We start from the raw sequence: 17439 nt of genomic DNA on the forward strand, positions 1-17439 counted from the left end.
TCGTTATCTGTGTTAAAAGTGCTGTGTTTTTAGGCTGCCTTATCTTTCGTTACTAATACTTGATTGAAGCCTAAAAAGTTCCTTAGAGTTTAACCTCTTCAGCTGTTAACAAGCGATATTCACCCGCTGCTAGGTTTTCGTCTAGTTTAATATTGCCAATTTGTTCGCGGTGCAATTCAACCACTTTGTTGTCTACAGCGGCTAACATGCGCTTAACTTGGTGGTATTTACCTTCACAAATAGATAAGCGTAAGCCGTAATTAGCGAGGCGCTCTGCTTTTGCCGGACGGGTTAGAGCTTTTTCGTTATGTAATTGTACCCCTTCGCGCAGTGCCTCTAACGATTCGTCAGTAATGGGCTCTTGGGTTTCTACTAAGTAGGTTTTAAATTTATTGTTTTTAGGAAACGTTATTTTATGCGACCAGTCGCCATCGTTGGTTAAGATAACTAAGCCAGTGGTGTCAATATCGAGGCGGCCTGCTACGTGAAAGTCGCTCATATTTGGCTCGTCAATTAAATCGAATACCGTTTTGTGTAGTTCATCACTATTGGCACTTACATAACCAACGGGTTTGTTTAACATGAAGTAGCGTTTACCTAAAAATACGAGTTGTTCACCTTGAAAAACTACTTCGTCTTGCTGCTTAATTTGAAAATCGAAAGCAGTGACCACTTCACCATTGACGAGTGCAGCTTGGCGTTTAATGCTGGCTCTGGCTTTTGAGCGTGGCAGCTCTGCTAAATGGCTAATAAATTTATCTAGGCGGCAAGGGAATTTCATTGGGGTTCACATTTTGAGTCGGCTACAATGGACGCGATTATAACGGATAGTGAAATACCATGACAGTGCAGGACACACAAATAATAAGCCTTTACCAAGCTAAGGTTGCATCGGGCGAGCTTAGCTTCGATGCTGCGCAAAATAATGCCGTACAGGCACTTAATTCGCTTAGTGAACAATTACAAATACACTATAGCTGGTGGCAAAAGTCGCCTCTCATAAAAGGTGTGTATTTGTATGGACCGGTAGGGCGTGGTAAATCCATGTTAATGGATTTATTTTATAACAATGTTGCTATAAGTAAAAAGCAGCGGCTGCATTTTCATCACTTTATAGCGCAGGTGCACCAGCAGTTAGGGCAGTTACAAGGGCAAAAAGATCCGTTAATAATTATAGCTAAAAATTGGGCCAAAAATATTCGGGTGCTATGTTTTGATGAGTTTTTTGTTAGCGATATTGGCGACGCTATGATTATGGCTCGGCTGTTTGATGCGTTATTTAAACAAGGTGTAGTGTTGGTGGCCACTTCAAACGCAAAACCAGAGCAGCTTTACTATAATGGCCTACAGCGAGCACGGTTTTTACCTACTATAGATTTAATTAATAATTATTGCGAGATAGTAAATGTAGCGGGAGAGGAGGATCATCGTTTTCGTTATGGTAAAAATAGTAGTCATTACTTTATTAATTTACCCAGTGATGACTTTAAAGCTAAATTTTTAACGCAGTACCCGCAAGCATCGCACAGTGGCAATATCACGGTACACGGTAGAGCGCTGCCTTATTTATTAAAAACAGCAAATGCCTTAATGATTGATTTTATGGCGTTGTGCTCTGGCCCGCGTAGCGCTAACGATTACATGTTTTTAGCTCAGCAATTTTCTGTGTTATACGTGGCAAATGTGCCAAAAATGGGCGTTGGCGCAACCGGTAAAGTAATAGTGCACGGTATAGAGGACAGCTACCAGCGTGAAAAACAAACTCTAGACGAGCACTTTTTTGATGATGAAGCACGACGTTTTATTGCTTTGGTCGATGAGTTTTATGACTGCCATAAGTTACTGGTTATAAATGCACAGGCTGATATAGACACCTTGTATCAAGGTAAAAAACTAAGCTTTGAATATGCACGAACGCAATCGCGTATAGTCGAAATGCAAAATTGGTAAAAATAATAATCGTACTAGGAAGTAAATCAGAGCTAGGTTCTAGGCTAAAATATAAACTCTGAGTTTAAATTTGAACACGTATATTCTAATCAAATTAGCGTTAATTATGATTAGAATAAAAGTGCTATCTAATCATAATTAACATGTTCCTATAAAAGTAGGGACCTCTAATTACAGGTATATGATTTTTTACTTATACCCATTTGGGTTATTTGACTGCCAGCGCCAGGTGTCTTGCATCATAGTATCGATACCGCGCATCGCTTGCCAATCTAGTTCATTCAGGGCTTTTTCAGGAGCTGCGTAACAAGCGGCTATATCGCCTGGACGACGTGGTGACACTTGATATGGTACTGCTTGCCCACTGGCCTTAATAAAGGCGTTCACCATTTGCAGTACTGAATAACCGTTGCCTGTACCTAGGTTATAAACCAATGCACCGGTGTTTGTGGCAATTTTATTCAGCGCTTTTAAATGTCCTAAAGCTAAGTCGACTACGTGAATGTAGTCGCGCACGCCGGTGCCATCTACTGTGTCGTAATCATCGCCAAATACGGCTAGTTGCTTGAGCTTGCCCACGGCAACTTGTGAAATATACGGTAATAAATTATTAGGGATCCCGTTCGGATCTTCGCCAATTAACCCCGATTCATGCGCGCCTACTGGATTAAAGTAACGCAAAATAGCAAAGGCAAAGCGCTCGTCTGATTTTGCGATATCTTGCAACATCATTTCAACCATTAACTTTGATGTGCCATAAGGGTTGGTGGTGCCACCAACAGGAAAGTCTTCTTTAATAGGTAAGCTTGCTGGGTCGCCATAAACGGTTGCTGATGAGCTAAATACTAACTTAAATACACCCGCATCGCGCATCGCATCAACTAGTGTTAATGTACCTTGTACGTTATTTTGATAGTACTCAATTGGTTTTACAACCGACTCACCCACCGCTTTTAAGCCAGCAAAGTGAATTACGCTTTCAATAGTATGCTTAGCAAATACTGAGTCTAAAAATGCTTTATCGAGAATATCACCTTGGTAAAAAGTTACTTCTTTACCGGTAATTTTTTTAACGCGCGTAAGTGACTCTGATGATGAGTTGCTTAAATTATCAATAACAACAACATTACTGTTTTGTTGTAAAAGTTCTAAAACAGTGTGCGAGCCAATATAGCCTGCGCCACCGGTTACTAAAATAGTCATGAATGCTCCGTGGATACCTTTTATCAATAATGTTGATTGCACCATAAATTGCGATATTTTACATGCATTATCTGCTTTAAATACGCTGTTATTTTAAAAAAGCTAGATTTACATATTTGATTACATTTTGAACGCTTTAAATAACACTTATGTCATAAGATTAAGTTATAGTTAATAAACAGCTGTTAAAATGAACTCAGTTATTTAGGTGTTAATACTGAGCATGCCCTAATTGCAATAATGTAATATTCGGCGCACCTTTTTGGAGAGTGATATGAATCCAGTAAACAAAATCGCAATGTTAATGTGCTTTGCACTACCAGCACTTGCCCATGCGGGTGAGTCGGCTATTAAATGGCATGATTTTAAAGACTATCGTGATGTACGCGAATCCAATCAAGGTAAAGCTTCGTACCATAAGCATATAGCGAGCAGTATTGAAGAGCATGTTGCTAAACTTGCAGAGCAATTGCCAAAAGACTACAAACTTAGCCTAGAGATTACTGATGTCGATTTAGCTGGCGATGTACGCTATGGCGGTATAAATGAAATCAGGGTGGTTAAGCCTATTTATTTTCCGCAACTCAAACTTAATTATTCACTTACCAATGAAAAAGGTGAGGTAATAAGTGCAGCAAGTGATGTAAAGCTTAAAGATATGGGCTTTATGGATAAAATTAAAATGGGCCGAGATGAGCCATTTAATTACGAAAAACGCTTACTTACAGAGTGGTTTGGTGAGGAAATATTATCGAAAGTTGATTAACTGAGCTTTACAAAAACGCCGCTAAATAGCGGCGCTTTTAATGCTTATAGAATAATAAACTTTTTAACTAAAGTTTACGTTACTTAAACGTAGCTAACAAAGTAAGTAGTTGCTGTAATTTAATAACGGTGGTTTTAAGTTTTTCTTCATTAAAACCGTCACTAGATAAGCTCTCTACGTCGGCTGCTACATCAAGCACATATGGCTTAAAGCGTTTAGCTTCAAAGGTAAAACCTGAGTCGGCTGTAAAGAGTGCTTTAAATTTGCCGTGACCTTGCTGTTGTAACTCGTCGAGTTTTTTGTCAGCATCAAGCGCCTGTCGGTAAACAATTTTTAAGTTAGCGTTGAGTTGTTCAATAATAGAATCCATGGTTTTCCTAAAGCTTTGTATTGAGTTGCCGATAATTTATTATGTAGCATGCGTATACTGCATATGTTACTTGGATTATATTTAAAAGTCAGGTTTTTAGCACTGTGCCTTGTTTAACTCCTTTTAAATTATTGCACAACAAACACTGATTAAAGGTGGATTAATTTTATGAATATAGCAGGTGGAAATTTACCGGTAATGCCAAGTTCAAGCCAAGGCGGCGAGGTGTTGAGCGCTGCATTGTCTAAAAAACAGCAACTAGCTGATGGCGCAGCTGCATTAGCACTGATTGAGGGGGCTGCGCAGTCATCCAGCGCGCAAACACCGACTAAGTCGGCGACTGCAACACTGGGTAATAACGTAAACATTTACGTTTAAATACGGCTTTAAATTAACTTAAGATCGATTGGTGTTTTACTTTTTTCACCGCCAATCTCTCTGACTAATTTAGGCACTAAAAAACCAGGTAGAGCTTCTAACAGCTCTGCCATTATTTTAATTGCTTGCTCCTCACTAATGTCAAAGTGGCTCGCCCCTTCTACCTTATCTAGCAAATGTAGATAATAGGGCAATACATCGGCATCAAATAACGCTTCACTTAAATTCACTTGTGCTGCAGTTGTATCGTTCACGTCTTTTAAAATAACCGCTTGATTAAATAGCACTACACCTACTTGTTTAAGCTTTTGCATTGCGGCTTTAAAGTCGTCGTCTATTTCGTTGGCGTGGTTTATATGATTAACAAACACAATTTTTAATGGCGACCTTGCAAGTCTTTCGCATAACTCATCGGTGATGCGCGCCGGAATAACCACCGGCAGACGGGTATGAATTCGCATGCGTTTAATTTGTGGTAGTTGCTCAAGCTCATCTAAAAACCAACTAATGGCATCGTCTTTGGCCATAAGCGGATCGCCACCACTTAAAATCACTTCATTTATATTATTGTCGGATTTTATATAGCTAAGCGCATCTAGCAGGCTACGCTTATTAAGTTGGTTTTCTTGATACGGAAAATGGCGTCTAAAACAATAGCGGCAATTTACTGCACAACCGGTTTTAAACATTACTAAAACACGCGATTTATACTTGTGTAATAGCCCTGGCTGCTGGTTACTTTGCTCAAGCAGGGGATCTTTATTAAAACCACTTTTAGTTAAGAATTCTTGATGGCGCGGCATAACTTGTAATAATAATGGATCGTTTGCATCGCCTTTACGCATTTTTTTTATAAATGGTATTGGCACACGAACTGGGAACAAGCTACGAGCTTTTATGTCGTTATCATGGACTTGGCTCGATAAACCGACCATTTCTAGCAACACTTTTGGGCAGGTAACTACATTTGCTAATTCTTTTTGCCAGTTTTTATGCAAATTTGCTTCATTTCTTTGTATCATTGGCACGTAGATTACTCGAAAAAATATAAATAGAGGAAACGATGGCGAATTATAGCACCAACGAGTTCAAGGGCGGCCTAAAAATTATGATGGATGGCGAGCCTAGTAGTATCATAGAAAATGAAATGGTAAAACCTGGTAAAGGCCAAGCGTTTAACCGTGTTCGTATCCGTAAACTTATTTCAGGTAAAGTACTTGAAAAAACCTTTAAATCGGGTGAATCTGTTGAAGGTGCTGATGTAATGGATACTGATTTAGCGTATTTATACACAGACGGCGAATTTTGGCATTTCATGAATAACGAAACATTTGAGCAAATTGCTGCTGACGAAAAAGCGTTAGGCGATGCGGGTAAATGGTTAGTTGAAAATGACGTGTGTACAATTACATTATGGAACGGTAATCCTATTGTAGTAACACCACCTAACTTTGTTGAGCTTGAGATCACTGAAACTGATCCGGGCCTTAAAGGTGATACAGCCGGAACTGGCGGTAAACCTGCAACATTAAGTACTGGTGCTGTAGTACGTGTTCCACTATTTGTACAAATAGGCGAAGTTATTAAAGTAGACACCCGTAACGGTGAATACGTAAGCCGCGTTAAGTAATTTTAAGCGTCGCTTTATAAAATCCTAGCTTAAAAGCTGGGATTTTTTTTGGAGAAAATATGTCAGTAAATCTTTGGGCTCCCAGTGCAAGTATTGCAACACTTAAGCAGCGAGCTGTTATTTTACGCAGTATTCGCGAGTTCTTTTATGCTCGCAATGTAATGGAAGTAGAAACCCCCAGTTTAAGCGGAGCCAGTGTAACCGATATACACTTAGTGAGTTTTAACACTCGATTTGTAGGCCCAGGGCACGCCAGCGGCCTTGAGCTATATTTACAAACCTCTCCAGAGTTTGCAATGAAGCGCTTGTTAGCGGCGGGCTCAGGGCCTATATTTCAGTTGTGTAAAGCATTTAGAAACGAAGAAGCTGGCAGCCATCATAATCCAGAATTTACTATGCTGGAATGGTATAGACCGGGGTTTGACGAATTTGCATTAATGGCTGAAATAGATGAGCTAATGCAGCTTATTTTAGATGTTGCGCCGAGTGAACGGTTAACTTACCAACACGCATTTGAACAAGTACTTGGACTTGATCCACTCACTGCTAGTTTAGAGCAATTACAACAACTTGCCTGCGAGCAAGGGTTTGCTGATATAGCTAAAAATGAAACGCATAGAGATACCTTACTGCAGCTTTTATTTTGTATGAAAGTAGAGCCAACAATTGGCCAACATAAGCCGTGTTTTGTGTATCACTTTCCGGCATCGCAAGCAGCACTGGCACAAATTTGCGATCATGACAGTCGCGTAGCAGGGCGGTTTGAGCTGTATTATAAAAATATGGAATTAGCTAATGGCTTTAACGAGCTAACTAATGCGACAGAGCAAGCTAAGCGTTTTAATGACGATAATGAATATCGTAAACAAAATGGCTTAAAGCAAGTACCAATGGATAAGCATTTAATTGCTGCGCTTGAACATGGATTAGCGCCTTGTGCAGGGGTAGCGCTGGGCATAGACAGGCTAGTAATGTTAGCCACGCAAAAGAGTAATATAAAAGAAGTTATTGCGTTTGATGTGACAAGGGCTTAAAGCAACTTAACATGCAGGGGGGCTGTCAGTTAGTAACTAACCTCTCGCATGATCAGGATCTACGGCTACCACATAAAAAACCGCGTTTATTTTAATAAACGCGGTTTTTTTAACTGAGTACTAAAAGCTGTCAGCTTTATTTTATAAATTAAGTGTAAAAGTAACGCCAGCTACACGTGGTTCACCAAGTTGGGTGTAGGTATGATCAGCGTAACCATCAAGTGGGTTGTTGCCAAACTCAAAACCGCGAGTAGGTACTGTTTCGTCAAACACGTTACGTGCCCAAGCGCGTACAGCCCAGCTATCGGCTTCATAACCTAAGCTTACATTCACTAAATTACTGTTTGGTGCTTGCGCATTATGGCTATCTGAGAAGTAATAATCGTCTTTGCCTTCAACGCCTACCATGGCATAAAGCTCGTTGGTAAGGTTGTAACGGGCACTCAGTGCGTATTGATATTTAGGTGACTGTGCTTGGTCGCGACCGTCTTGGTTTAAACCCGCTTTAGTTACAAATTTATTTATTTTAGTATTTAAATAACCAGCACTACCGGTAATAAGTAAATCGTCGGTTAGCTGATAGCTACCTTCAAGTTCAAGACCATAGTTACTGCCAGAGCTCGCGTTATCTACATAACCGGTAAACTTCTGATCTTGTACTTGCCACGACTTTAATTGAATGTTGTCGCGGTGCATATAAAATGCAGCTAAACGCAGAACAAATTTGTCATCAAGGGATGATCCTTTAACACCAAACTCACCGCTCCATAAGTATTCTGGATCAAAACTGGTGTGTTGTTTAAAAAATTCAGCATCAAGGTTTAAGCCTTCATCTTTGGCTTTAGCGAGCGCTTCTGAGTTAATGCCGCCTGCTTTATAACCACGGGTAATGCTGCTGTAGATCATGGTGCGATCAATTACTTGGTACTCAAGCGCTATTTTTCCGCCAACCATAATGTCGTCGGTATCTTCAATAAAACCGTTATTATCGGTGTAATCACCTTGGTATTGCTCAACACGTAAGCCAGTAATTAAGGTGGTTTTAGGCCCAATAGGAGTCGCTAATTGGCCATATACTGCCACGTTATTGGTTTCATACGTTGAGTTAAAAGGGCTAGCTAACCAGGTATATTGGCGTTCTAAATCTACGTCGCGGTTTTGATAGTAAAGACCTGCAACCCAGTTGCCGGTTTTGCTTTTAAATTGTAAATCGACCCCTTGATCATCGCGATCGCGGCTGTAAACATCAGTTGAGCTGTAACCATCAGGATGCAAACCGGCGGCGCAAAGCTGCGGTTTACTCGGATCGTTACATACCCAATCTTCATCAAAGCTATAAAATAATTCACTGTCGATCGCCGATAAACTTAAGTTTACGTCAAATAAATCAAAGCCCGTATAAGTGTTATTTAGACCAATAGCGTAACTTAATTGGTTATCTTCACCGGGTTCATCGGCAACGCTGTTACGGCCGTTATCAAGTGCGAAGGTGTCGTAACCGTTGTTAATATCAATATAGTGTAGATTTAATTCAGTGCGTAAATTGGCAGTTATTTGGCTGTTTAATTTAAAGCGTGCTACTTGCTCGTCTTGCCCTTGAGTTGGCTTATTTAGGTATAGGTTATCTACATAGCCGTCTGATTTTCTACGAAAGTAGCTAACACGAGCGCTGGTATCGTCGGTTAAACCTGTACTTGCAGCAAGACCTGCTTCGCGGCTGTTGTAAGTGCCTGCACCTACTTGTAGTTTTAAACTAGGATCGCTTGTTGCTTGCGCCGATTGCATTTGGATCATACCTGCCATACCGTCGGCACCAAAGCGTGTACCTTGTGGGCCACGGTAAATTTCTACTTGGTCAATATCAAATAATAATGCACTGCCACCAAGGCCTGAGTAGTTAATGCCATCAATAACTAAACCAACCGAAGGATTTATGGGGTCAACAAACTGTGAACGTAGTCCTACGCCACGAATTTGAATATAACGACCGCGAGAAGCCCCAGAAGCAAAATTAATATTGGCAGTACTCCCAAGCATTTCATCTAGGTAGGTTGCACCTCGTAAATTAACTTCATCTTCGCTAAATAAGCTGGCGCTAGCACTTAAGGTTTGAATGCTTTCTCGTTGAAAATCACCAGTAACAACAATGCGTTCTAGATCTGTATCGTCAGCGTTGGCGGTAACTGATGCACCAAACAGTGGTAATAATGCGGCGGTAATTAAAGACAAACGTAAGTTCATTAGGTTACTTAACTCCATTTTAGGGACTTGCATGGTAGCAATTATTTCAGTACATGTGCTATAAACGCGGCAATTATACGTTAAATAATTTGGATTACGAATATGACCTTTACAGTAGACTTTAAAGTGCGTGACTACGAATGCGACCTACAAGGCATTGTAAATAATAGTGTGTATTTTAATTACTTAGAGCATGCGCGCCATGAATTTTTGCATGCACATGGGGTGGATTTTGCTCAGCTTGCCAAAGATAAAATTAACCTGGTCGTGATGCGCAGCGAAATGGATTATAAACAGTCATTATTACCGGGCGATGAATTTTATGTAGCTGTAGAGCCACAACGTATTAGCCGACTTAAATTTGCTTTTAAACAAACCCTGATCCGTAAACACGATGAAAGAATAATGCTTAATGCATTGGTAATCGGCACAGCTTTAAATGAAAAAGGTCGGCCATTTTTACCAGCGCAAATAGATAATTTATTTAAAACGGATTCTGAATAAAAAAACAGCGTAATTTTCAAACTATCTTAGAATAAAATTTACACTTTAAACATGTTTTTTTAACGGATTAACTTGTTAAAAATTGTTATTATTACAGTAATTAGACAAATAATTAGTAATAACATGAAATTAGCAGCAATACCCATGCTTATAATCGGTTTATGTGTTGGTTGTGCATCAACGCAAACGGTTACCTCAGAGCAGCTTAAACATACTCAATGGCAGTTATCACGTATTGATGGCCTAGCTATTCCGCCTTCGTTTAATGCGTCGGTGGGTTTTATTGAAGCACTGCAAGTCAATGGTTTTGCTGGCTGCAATAAATTTTTTGGTGAAGGTGAGCTGGACGATAGTAGCTTAACAGTTAACAAAATAGGGATGACCCGTAAGTCGTGTGGCCAACAACTTGATAAGTTTGAGCAGCAGTTACTACACGCACTGCAACAAGGCGCGCAGCTTAAAATGCAAGACCAGCAATTGGTAATGCAGGGCGAGAAAACATTTGTATTTATTGCGAAATAAAAAACGCCCTCTTGCAGGCGATTTTTAACTGGCGTACACTCAACGCTGATTTGCTAGATACTATTCGCAAATTAATAAATTACAAATACCAATTTGATACCCAAACAACTTAGCATTGCAGCTGCAGTTATAAGTGGTAAAGGTATATTTAATAATTGGTATTAATACTTGTCGGAGTGCCTAACTAAATAATTAGTTAAGGCTGAGATCGCGAAAGCGGGATCCGTGAACCTGATCAGGCTAATACCTGCGTAGGGAACAAGCTGCCTAAAATAGGACGCTTGTGCGTCTTTTTTTATGCGTACAAGTTATACCATCCGGTATTAAGTTCTGTTGGCTGCCAAGATTGGCTGTGACAGTAAACTGCTTAACCAATCTACGATCCAATGAGGCATTTTGCCTTCTCAATTCTTCGCACAAGACAACCCATAAACTATGAGGTAAGTCATGTCGAATACTGCAAAAAAATCATCGCGTCGTGAAACGCGAGCCGCTGCATCTGAATATATTTATAACTTAACGGGACAACCGTTTCCTAATTCGCACAAAGTGTATGTTGAGGGTACGCAAAACAACATTCGTGTAGGAATGCGTGAAATAACCCTAAGCGATACTTATATAGGCGGCAGTGATGAAAATCCAGTGTATGAGCCAAACGAGCCGTTACGTGTTTACGACACATCAGGCCCGTATACCGATCCAAACTTTAAGCTTGATGTACGCCAAGGCTTAGCAAAGTTTCGTGAGCAATGGATTGAAAGTCGCGGTGATACCGAGTTACTTGAATCAGTTACTTCACGTTTTACGCAACAACGTATGGCTGATGAAGGGCTTGATCATCTTCGTTTTGAGCATTTACCAAAAATACGCCGCGGTAAAGCGGGTAAAAATGTCACGCAAATGCATTACGCTCGCCAAGGCATTATTACCCCTGAAATGGAATACGTAGCGATACGCGAAAACATGGGCCGCAAAAAAATTCATGCTGAACTATTAGCCGCGCAGCATAAAGGCGAGTCGTTTGGGGCCAGTATTCCTGATTTTATTACGCCTGAATTTGTACGTGACGAAATTGCGCGTGGCCGCGCTATATTACCCAACAATATTAACCACCCCGAAACCGAACCTATGATTGTAGGGCGTAACTTTTTGGTAAAAGTAAACGCTAATATTGGTAATTCATCGGTAAGCTCATCGATTGAAGAAGAAGTAGAGAAAATGGTGTGGTCTACTCGCTGGGGCGCCGATACCGTTATGGATTTATCAACCGGGCGTTATATTCATGAAACTCGCGAATGGGTAGTACGTAACTCGCCTGTACCTATTGGCACAGTTCCTATTTATCAAGCGCTGGAAAAAGTAAACGGCGTAGCGGAGGACTTAACCTGGGAGATTTTTCGCGATACGTTAATAGAGCAAGCTGAACAAGGCGTCGATTACTTTACTATTCATGCAGGTGTGCTACTGCGTTACGTACCAATGACCGCAAAACGAGTAACCGGTATTGTGTCGCGCGGTGGCTCTATTATGGCAAAGTGGTGTTTAGCGCACCATAAAGAAAACTTTTTATACACCCACTTTGAAGATATTTGCGAAATTTTAAAGCAATACGATATTTGTTTTTCGCTTGGCGATGGCCTGCGCCCAGGCTCGATTGCTGATGCCAACGATGAAGCTCAATTTAGCGAATTGCGCACCCTAGGTGAGTTGACTAAGTTAGCCTGGAAACACGATGTACAAGTATTTATAGAAGGCCCCGGGCATGTGCCAATGCATATGATTAAGGCCAATATGGATGAGCAACTTAAACATTGCGACGAAGCACCGTTTTACACTTTAGGCCCGTTAACTACTGATATTGCACCTGGGTATGACCATATCACCTCAGGTATTGGTGCGGCTCAAATAGCATGGTACGGCTGCGCTATGCTGTGTTACGTAACACCTAAAGAGCATTTAGGTTTGCCAAATAAGGAAGACGTAAAAGAAGGTTTAATTACCTATAAAATTGCTGCCCATGCCGCCGATTTAGCAAAAGGTCACCCCGGTGCGCAAGAGCGTGATAATGCCCTATCAAAAGCGCGCTTTGAGTTTAGATGGCATGACCAATTTAATATTGGTTTAGACCCTGAGCGTGCCCGCGAATATCACGATGAAACACTCCCGCAAGAGTCGGGTAAAGTAGCGCATTTTTGCTCTATGTGTGGCCCTAAGTTTTGCTCAATGAAAATCAGTCAAGAAGTACGCGAATATGCAAAAGATTTAGAAGCGCGTGGCATTGACCCTGCTAATGCTGCAGATACGATTACAATAAAAATGATTGATGTAGAAGCACAAATGAAAGCTAAATCGGACGAGTTTAAAAAAACCGGATCAGAAATATATCATAAAGCGATATAAATCAGCTTAAGGTGTTGGGCTGCGGGCAGCGAGGGCTCGCAGCTAAAAGGAACTTTTATGTTTTACAATATAGCGGTAGTGGGGTTTGGTTTAACCGGTAGGTTGGCGGCGCTTGAGCTGAGTAAGCAACACCGAGTTACTGTATTTGAGGCAGATGATGAGCACTCTCAAAACAGCGCAGGCAAGGTGGCTGCGGCTATGCTTGCTCCTCTTGCTGAGTCGGTATTGTGCGAGGCTGATTTAGCTTTAATGGGGCTTGATTCTATAAAGCGTTGGCCTGGGATTATTGATGAGCTTGATAGTGAGGTTTTTTTTCAGCAGCAGGGCACATTAGTTGTCGCGCATCAGCAAGATAAAGGCGATTTACAAAGCTTTGCTCAGCGGCTAAAACCGTTAGCTAATTATACCGGGGAGTCGGTGAATTCCCAGCAAATTGAAATGTTAGAGCCTGAGCTTGCTAATCGTTTTAGTCAGGGATTATTTTTACCCTGTGACGGGCAAATAGATAATCAGGCATTTTATCAAGCCAGCTTTACACAGCTCAACAAACGCAAAGTAAAGTTTGTATTTAATCAACGGGTAACGATTAGCGATAATAAAATTAATAACCGAGAGTTTGATTATATTATTGATTGCCGAGGGCTTGGCGCAAAAGATGACAAGCCTCTGCGGGGCGTACGTGGAGAAGTAGCTAGGTTATACGCGCCAGAGGTGAGTTTAACGCGACCCGTGCGCTTAATGCATCCGCGTTACCCCATTTATATAGCGCCTAAACCCAATAATGAATACGTAATTGGCGCGACTGAAATAGAGTCGCAAGATACAGGCCCAGCCACAGTGCGCTCTGCTTTAGAGTTACTTTCGGCGGCTTATACGGTGCACAGCGGTTTTGCCGAAGCGCGGCTATTAAATATTCAAACAGGGGTGCGCCCGGCATTTAGCGATAACCGCCCACAAATAACACACGTTGGGCGAGTCATTAGTATTAATGGCTTATATCGTCATGGTTACATGTTGGCGCCAAGTTTAGTGGCAAATGCCCTTTTATGCATAGAGTGAAAATTAAATGAACATAACAATTAATGGTGAGTTAATAGCTATTAGCAGTAATAAGCTCATTAACTGTTTGCAAGATTTTGGTGGTGTTGCACCATTTGCGGTGGCGATTAATGGTGAGTTTATACCGCAAAGCCAGCATAGCGATTATCAATTAACTGAGGGTGATAGTATTGAGCTGCTCTCGCCGATTCAGGGTGGATAACAGCTATGCCAAATAATGACTATTTAACTATTTATGGTGAGCAAATAAAAAGCCGATTACTAATAGGCTCGGCGCTTTACCCGTCGCCTGCAGTGATGAATGAATCGATTGTTGCATCGGGCGCTGAAATAGTCACAGTGTCGCTTAGGCGTCAGCAAAGTGCGGCTGCGGGTGATGATTTTTGGCAGTTAATAAAAAATACTGGGCTTAAAATTTTACCAAATACAGCAGGGTGTCATAGTGTTAAAGAGGCCATTACGCTTGCTAAAATGTGCCGTGAAGTGTTTGCTACCGATTGGATTAAGCTTGAACTGATAGGGGACGATTACAACTTGCAGCCCGATCCATTTGCACTGCTTGAGGCAACTAAAATACTGATTGATGATGGTTTTAAAGTACTGCCATATTGCACAGACGATTTAGTGCTGTGCCAGCGTTTAAATGCTTTAGGCTGTGAAGTATTAATGCCATGGGGTGCACCCATTGGTACAGGTAAAGGCTTGTTAAACAGTTATAATTTAAAAACAATCAGAGAGCGCTTACCAGAGACAACATTAATAGTGGATGCTGGTTTAGGTTTGCCCTCGCATGCCTGCCAAGCACTTGAACTAGGGTATGATGCAGTATTATTAAATTCGGCGATTGCTGGAGCGGGTTGCCCTATAACCATGAGCCGAGCATTTAAAGCCGCGGTAGAGGCTGGACGTTTTGCATATAACGCCAAAGCAATGCCTGAAAAAGACGTTGCAGCCCCTTCAACCCCGACTATGGGTATGCCATTTTGGCATCAAGAATAAGTGAGACGAATATGAATAACGTAGTATGGACGATTGCCGGCTCAGACTCAGGCGGTGGCGCAGGTATTCAAGCCGATATAAAAGCAATGCAAAGTTTTGGTGTGCATGGGTGCACTGCTATTACAGCACTGACTGCGCAAAATAGTTTAGGTGTTGAGGCAATTAATGCCGTATCTACCGATATTATTGAATCGCAGCTTTTGGCACTCGAAAAAGATATGAAAGCCAAAGTAATTAAAATAGGCATGCTGGCAAATGTGCAGCAAATTCAATTGATCAGTGAACATATAAGCCACTATAAAGCCAAATGGCCAGTGCCGCCTGTTATTGTTTACGACCCAGTAGCTATTGCTACTAGCGGCGATTTATTAACAGAGGAAGACACAGTAAGTGCTATTAAAGAATGCTTATTGCCGCTGGTGGATGTAATAACCCCAAATACGCACGAAACCCAGTTATTAACTGGCGTGTACTTAATTGGTCCTGCGGCAATAAAAGAAGCCGCCAATAAGTTATTAAGCTGGGGCGCAAAAGCCGTGGTTATAAAAGGCGGGCATTGGGATTATCCAAGCGGCTACTGTATAGATTACTGCATAAATAATTTCACTCAAAAAGGCGAAGAATACTGGCTGGGAAATGAAAAAATTCAAACGCCACATAACCATGGTACAGGCTGCAGTATGGCCTCGGTTATTGCTGCTTGCTTAGCAAAAGACTACCCGTTAAAAGATGCGTTTATTTTAGCTAAAGCTTATATTAATCAAGGATTGAAAGTAGCGGTGCGCTACGGAGAAGGAATTGGCCCAGTAGCACAAACCTCATTTCCAACCAACTTAGCCGATTACCCCCAAGTAATAGAAGCGGGCAGTTGGTTAGGTGATGAACTCGATTTTGACGTTCCGCTTGATTTTAATATGGCTGCAGATTTTGCACCCTGCGAAAGTAAATCATTAGGTTTATACGCAGTGGTTGATAGTGTTGACTGGCTAGAAAAGTGCTTACAACAGGGCGTTAAAACTGCGCAGTTACGAGTTAAAAATAAAGACGATGCACAACTTGACGAATTAGTGGCAAAAGCGGTGGCACTGGGGGAGCAATATAATGCGCAGGTATTTATAAACGACTATTGGCAACTTGCAATTAAGCATGGTGCATATGGTGTGCATTTAGGCCAACAAGATCTAGAAAACACTAATTTAGCGGCGATTAAAAATGCAGGGCTTAGGCTCGGGCTTTCTACACATGGCTTCTATGAAATGCTCCGCGCACATAATTACCGCCCAAGTTATTTGGCATTTGGCGCTATTTATCCTACCACTACCAAAGATATGACAGGGCAAATACAGGGACTAGAAAAGTTATTTAAATTTGTCCCCTTAATGCAAAGCTACCCAACAGTGGCAATTGGCGGTATAGATTTAAAGCGTGCCAGCCAAGTTGCCAAAACAGGCGTTGGTAGTGTGGCTGTGGTACGTGCAATTAGCGAAGCTGATGATTATGTGCAGGCAATAAGTGCGTTGCAAGCGGCAATAAATTAAATGGGCCAGGTTAATAGCCAAATGAATGAACTTAGCGATAAAGAAATGCTGCGCTATAGTCGCCATATATTGCTTAAAGAAGTGGGACTTGCAGGACAGTTAAAGCTTAAGTCGGCAAGTGTTGCAGTAGTAGGTGCGGGTGGCTTAGGCAGCCCCGCATTGCTGTATTTAGCCGCTGCGGGTATTGGAAAACTCATTTTAATTGATGATGATGCGGTTGAGCTTTCGAACTTACAGCGTCAGGTGCTGTATAAAGTGAATCACTTAGGGCAAAAAAAGGTGGTTGCGGCAGGTAAAGTGCTCGCAAGTCTTAATAACCAAATTACTGTAATTACTCACGCCGAAAAACTGACTCAAGATAATAGCGCAGCACTACTCAATAATGCGGATATTGTGTTGGATTGCAGTGATAACTTTACCACTCGCTACAGTGTTAATCGCTTTTGTGTGCAGCATAAAACCCCATTAATCTCCGGTGCGGCACTGGCAACAAAAGGGCAGCTGATTAGCTTAGACTTAAGAAATGCTAATAGCCCGTGTTATGGCTGTATTTTTCCACAAAGCGATATTGCGCCGCTTATCAATTGTGATAACGCCGGAGTAATTAGTCCGCTGTTAGGTATTATCGGCTCAATGCAGGCGCAGCTGACACTCAATATGTTATTAGGTCATTCTAGCGATTGTGTGTTTATGAGTATTAATGCACTCACTTTGCAGCAGCAACAATTTAAAGTGGTGAAAGATATCGACTGTAAGGAGTGTAGGTAAAGCCACGGTTTCAGGTGTTAGGTATCAGGCAGAGATCAGCCAAACTCGGTATTTAAGCAAACTGTAGGCGAGTTATT

At 41.4% G+C, this 17439-nt stretch carries 18 protein-coding genes and 1 riboswitch; of the genes, 13 read left to right on the forward strand and 5 right to left on the reverse strand.

The window, feature by feature from the left end; translation table 11 throughout:
* Positions 1–82: 82 nt before the first annotated feature.
* Complete coding sequence (locus tag RB215_RS02455; RefSeq protein WP_309216822.1) at positions 83–781, reverse strand: pseudouridine synthase; 699 nt, start codon at positions 779–781, stop codon at positions 83–85.
* A 59-nt stretch (positions 782–840) separates the two neighbouring features.
* Between RB215_RS02455 and zapE the strand changes: the two genes are divergently transcribed.
* Positions 841–1950 carry a cell division protein ZapE gene (zapE, locus tag RB215_RS02460; RefSeq protein ID WP_182684100.1) on the forward strand — a complete coding sequence of 370 codons (1110 nt, stop codon included), beginning with the start codon at positions 841–843 and terminating at the stop codon, positions 1948–1950.
* A 189-nt stretch (positions 1951–2139) separates the two neighbouring features.
* On the opposite strand, the gene galE is transcribed toward zapE, so the two are convergent.
* Entirely contained in the window at positions 2140–3153 is a 1014-nt protein-coding gene (gene galE / locus RB215_RS02465; protein ID WP_011327179.1) for a UDP-glucose 4-epimerase GalE, read from the reverse strand.
* 274 nt (positions 3154–3427) lie between these two features.
* On the opposite strand from galE, the gene RB215_RS02470 reads away from it, so the two are divergent.
* Complete coding sequence (locus tag RB215_RS02470; RefSeq protein WP_182678883.1) at positions 3428–3919, forward strand: DUF3016 domain-containing protein; 492 nt, start codon at positions 3428–3430, stop codon at positions 3917–3919.
* Positions 3920–3998: 79 nt separating this feature from the next.
* Here the strand turns inward: RB215_RS02470 and RB215_RS02475 are convergent, their stop codons facing one another.
* Positions 3999–4289: a hypothetical protein gene (locus RB215_RS02475; RefSeq protein ID WP_011327181.1), complete on the reverse strand. Its 291-nt coding sequence runs from the start codon at positions 4287–4289 to the stop codon at positions 3999–4001.
* A gap of 168 nt (positions 4290–4457) precedes the next feature.
* Here RB215_RS02475 and RB215_RS02480 point away from each other — a divergent pair, with 168 nt between their 5' ends.
* Positions 4458–4667 (forward strand): hypothetical protein, encoded by a 210-nt coding sequence (locus RB215_RS02480; protein ID WP_058372567.1) that lies wholly within the window; start codon positions 4458–4460, stop codon positions 4665–4667.
* Positions 4668–4675: 8 nt separating this feature from the next.
* Here RB215_RS02480 and epmB read toward each other — a convergent pair whose 3' ends face one another.
* Positions 4676–5689, reverse strand: a complete 1014-nt coding sequence (epmB, locus tag RB215_RS02485) for an EF-P beta-lysylation protein EpmB (RefSeq protein WP_041454337.1) — start codon at positions 5687–5689, stop codon at positions 4676–4678.
* 41 nt (positions 5690–5730) lie between these two features.
* On the opposite strand from epmB, the gene efp reads away from it, so the two are divergent.
* Together efp and epmA are read left to right on the forward strand one after the other, a co-directional pair.
* A complete protein-coding gene (gene efp / locus RB215_RS02490) occupies positions 5731–6297 on the forward strand; it encodes an elongation factor P (RefSeq protein WP_011327184.1) in 567 nt (188 codons plus the stop codon).
* 59 nt (positions 6298–6356) lie between these two features.
* Positions 6357–7331: an elongation factor P--(R)-beta-lysine ligase gene (gene epmA / locus RB215_RS02495; RefSeq protein ID WP_011327185.1), complete on the forward strand. Its 975-nt coding sequence runs from the start codon at positions 6357–6359 to the stop codon at positions 7329–7331.
* A 141-nt stretch (positions 7332–7472) separates the two neighbouring features.
* Here epmA and RB215_RS02500 read toward each other — a convergent pair whose 3' ends face one another.
* Complete coding sequence (locus tag RB215_RS02500; protein ID WP_309216825.1) at positions 7473–9572, reverse strand: TonB-dependent receptor domain-containing protein; 2100 nt, start codon at positions 9570–9572, stop codon at positions 7473–7475.
* Between the two features lie 102 nt (positions 9573–9674).
* On the opposite strand from RB215_RS02500, the gene RB215_RS02505 reads away from it, so the two are divergent.
* From RB215_RS02505 to RB215_RS02540, 8 genes are all read left to right on the forward strand, one after another.
* On the forward strand, positions 9675–10076 hold the full coding sequence (locus tag RB215_RS02505; RefSeq protein WP_086993121.1) for a thioesterase family protein: 402 nt from the start codon (positions 9675–9677) through the stop codon (positions 10074–10076).
* A 123-nt stretch (positions 10077–10199) separates the two neighbouring features.
* The gene (locus RB215_RS02510; RefSeq protein WP_041454338.1) at positions 10200–10598 is read left to right on the forward strand and encodes an META domain-containing protein; all 399 of its coding nucleotides are present in this window, start codon (positions 10200–10202) and stop codon (positions 10596–10598) included.
* Between the two features lie 162 nt (positions 10599–10760).
* Positions 10761–10873: riboswitch (TPP riboswitch) on the forward strand.
* A gap of 172 nt (positions 10874–11045) precedes the next feature.
* The gene (thiC, locus tag RB215_RS02515; RefSeq protein WP_011327189.1) at positions 11046–12998 is read left to right on the forward strand and encodes a phosphomethylpyrimidine synthase ThiC; all 1953 of its coding nucleotides are present in this window, start codon (positions 11046–11048) and stop codon (positions 12996–12998) included.
* A gap of 57 nt (positions 12999–13055) precedes the next feature.
* On the forward strand, positions 13056–14057 hold the full coding sequence (locus RB215_RS02520) for an FAD-dependent oxidoreductase (protein WP_309216826.1): 1002 nt from the start codon (positions 13056–13058) through the stop codon (positions 14055–14057).
* Positions 14058–14064: 7 nt separating this feature from the next.
* Positions 14065–14259 (forward strand): sulfur carrier protein ThiS, encoded by a 195-nt coding sequence (thiS, locus tag RB215_RS02525; protein ID WP_011327191.1) that lies wholly within the window; start codon positions 14065–14067, stop codon positions 14257–14259.
* Positions 14260–14264: 5 nt separating this feature from the next.
* Positions 14265–15056 (forward strand): thiazole synthase, encoded by a 792-nt coding sequence (locus tag RB215_RS02530; RefSeq protein WP_197182785.1) that lies wholly within the window; start codon positions 14265–14267, stop codon positions 15054–15056.
* 11 nt (positions 15057–15067) lie between these two features.
* Positions 15068–16594: a thiamine phosphate synthase gene (gene thiE, locus RB215_RS02535; protein ID WP_192532530.1), complete on the forward strand. Its 1527-nt coding sequence runs from the start codon at positions 15068–15070 to the stop codon at positions 16592–16594.
* A gap of 21 nt (positions 16595–16615) precedes the next feature.
* Positions 16616–17362 (forward strand): HesA/MoeB/ThiF family protein, encoded by a 747-nt coding sequence (locus RB215_RS02540; protein ID WP_099046596.1) that lies wholly within the window; start codon positions 16616–16618, stop codon positions 17360–17362.
* Positions 17363–17439 lie beyond the last annotated feature (77 nt).

The sequence above is a fragment of the Pseudoalteromonas sp. HL-AS2 genome (assembly GCF_031198805.1).
GTDB classification, from domain to species: domain Bacteria; phylum Pseudomonadota; class Gammaproteobacteria; order Enterobacterales; family Alteromonadaceae; genus Pseudoalteromonas; species Pseudoalteromonas nigrifaciens.

Coding starts and splice junctions, on each gene's coding strand:
- RB215_RS02455 (WP_309216822.1), bottom strand. CDS start 781: ATGAAATTCCCTTGCCGCCTAGATAAATTTATTAGCCATTTAGCAGAG.
- zapE (WP_182684100.1), top strand. CDS start 841: ATGACAGTGCAGGACACACAAATAATAAGCCTTTACCAAGCTAAGGTT.
- galE (WP_011327179.1), bottom strand. CDS start 3,153: ATGACTATTTTAGTAACCGGTGGCGCAGGCTATATTGGCTCGCACACT.
- RB215_RS02470 (WP_182678883.1), top strand. CDS start 3,428: ATGAATCCAGTAAACAAAATCGCAATGTTAATGTGCTTTGCACTACCA.
- RB215_RS02475 (WP_011327181.1), bottom strand. CDS start 4,289: ATGGATTCTATTATTGAACAACTCAACGCTAACTTAAAAATTGTTTAC.
- RB215_RS02480 (WP_058372567.1), top strand. CDS start 4,458: ATGAATATAGCAGGTGGAAATTTACCGGTAATGCCAAGTTCAAGCCAA.
- epmB (WP_041454337.1), bottom strand. CDS start 5,689: ATGATACAAAGAAATGAAGCAAATTTGCATAAAAACTGGCAAAAAGAA.
- efp (WP_011327184.1), top strand. CDS start 5,731: ATGGCGAATTATAGCACCAACGAGTTCAAGGGCGGCCTAAAAATTATG.
- epmA (WP_011327185.1), top strand. CDS start 6,357: ATGTCAGTAAATCTTTGGGCTCCCAGTGCAAGTATTGCAACACTTAAG.
- RB215_RS02500 (WP_309216825.1), bottom strand. CDS start 9,572: ATGAACTTACGTTTGTCTTTAATTACCGCCGCATTATTACCACTGTTT.
- RB215_RS02505 (WP_086993121.1), top strand. CDS start 9,675: ATGACCTTTACAGTAGACTTTAAAGTGCGTGACTACGAATGCGACCTA.
- RB215_RS02510 (WP_041454338.1), top strand. CDS start 10,200: ATGAAATTAGCAGCAATACCCATGCTTATAATCGGTTTATGTGTTGGT.
- thiC (WP_011327189.1), top strand. CDS start 11,046: ATGTCGAATACTGCAAAAAAATCATCGCGTCGTGAAACGCGAGCCGCT.
- RB215_RS02520 (WP_309216826.1), top strand. CDS start 13,056: ATGTTTTACAATATAGCGGTAGTGGGGTTTGGTTTAACCGGTAGGTTG.
- thiS (WP_011327191.1), top strand. CDS start 14,065: ATGAACATAACAATTAATGGTGAGTTAATAGCTATTAGCAGTAATAAG.
- RB215_RS02530 (WP_197182785.1), top strand. CDS start 14,265: ATGCCAAATAATGACTATTTAACTATTTATGGTGAGCAAATAAAAAGC.
- thiE (WP_192532530.1), top strand. CDS start 15,068: ATGAATAACGTAGTATGGACGATTGCCGGCTCAGACTCAGGCGGTGGC.
- RB215_RS02540 (WP_099046596.1), top strand. CDS start 16,616: ATGAATGAACTTAGCGATAAAGAAATGCTGCGCTATAGTCGCCATATA.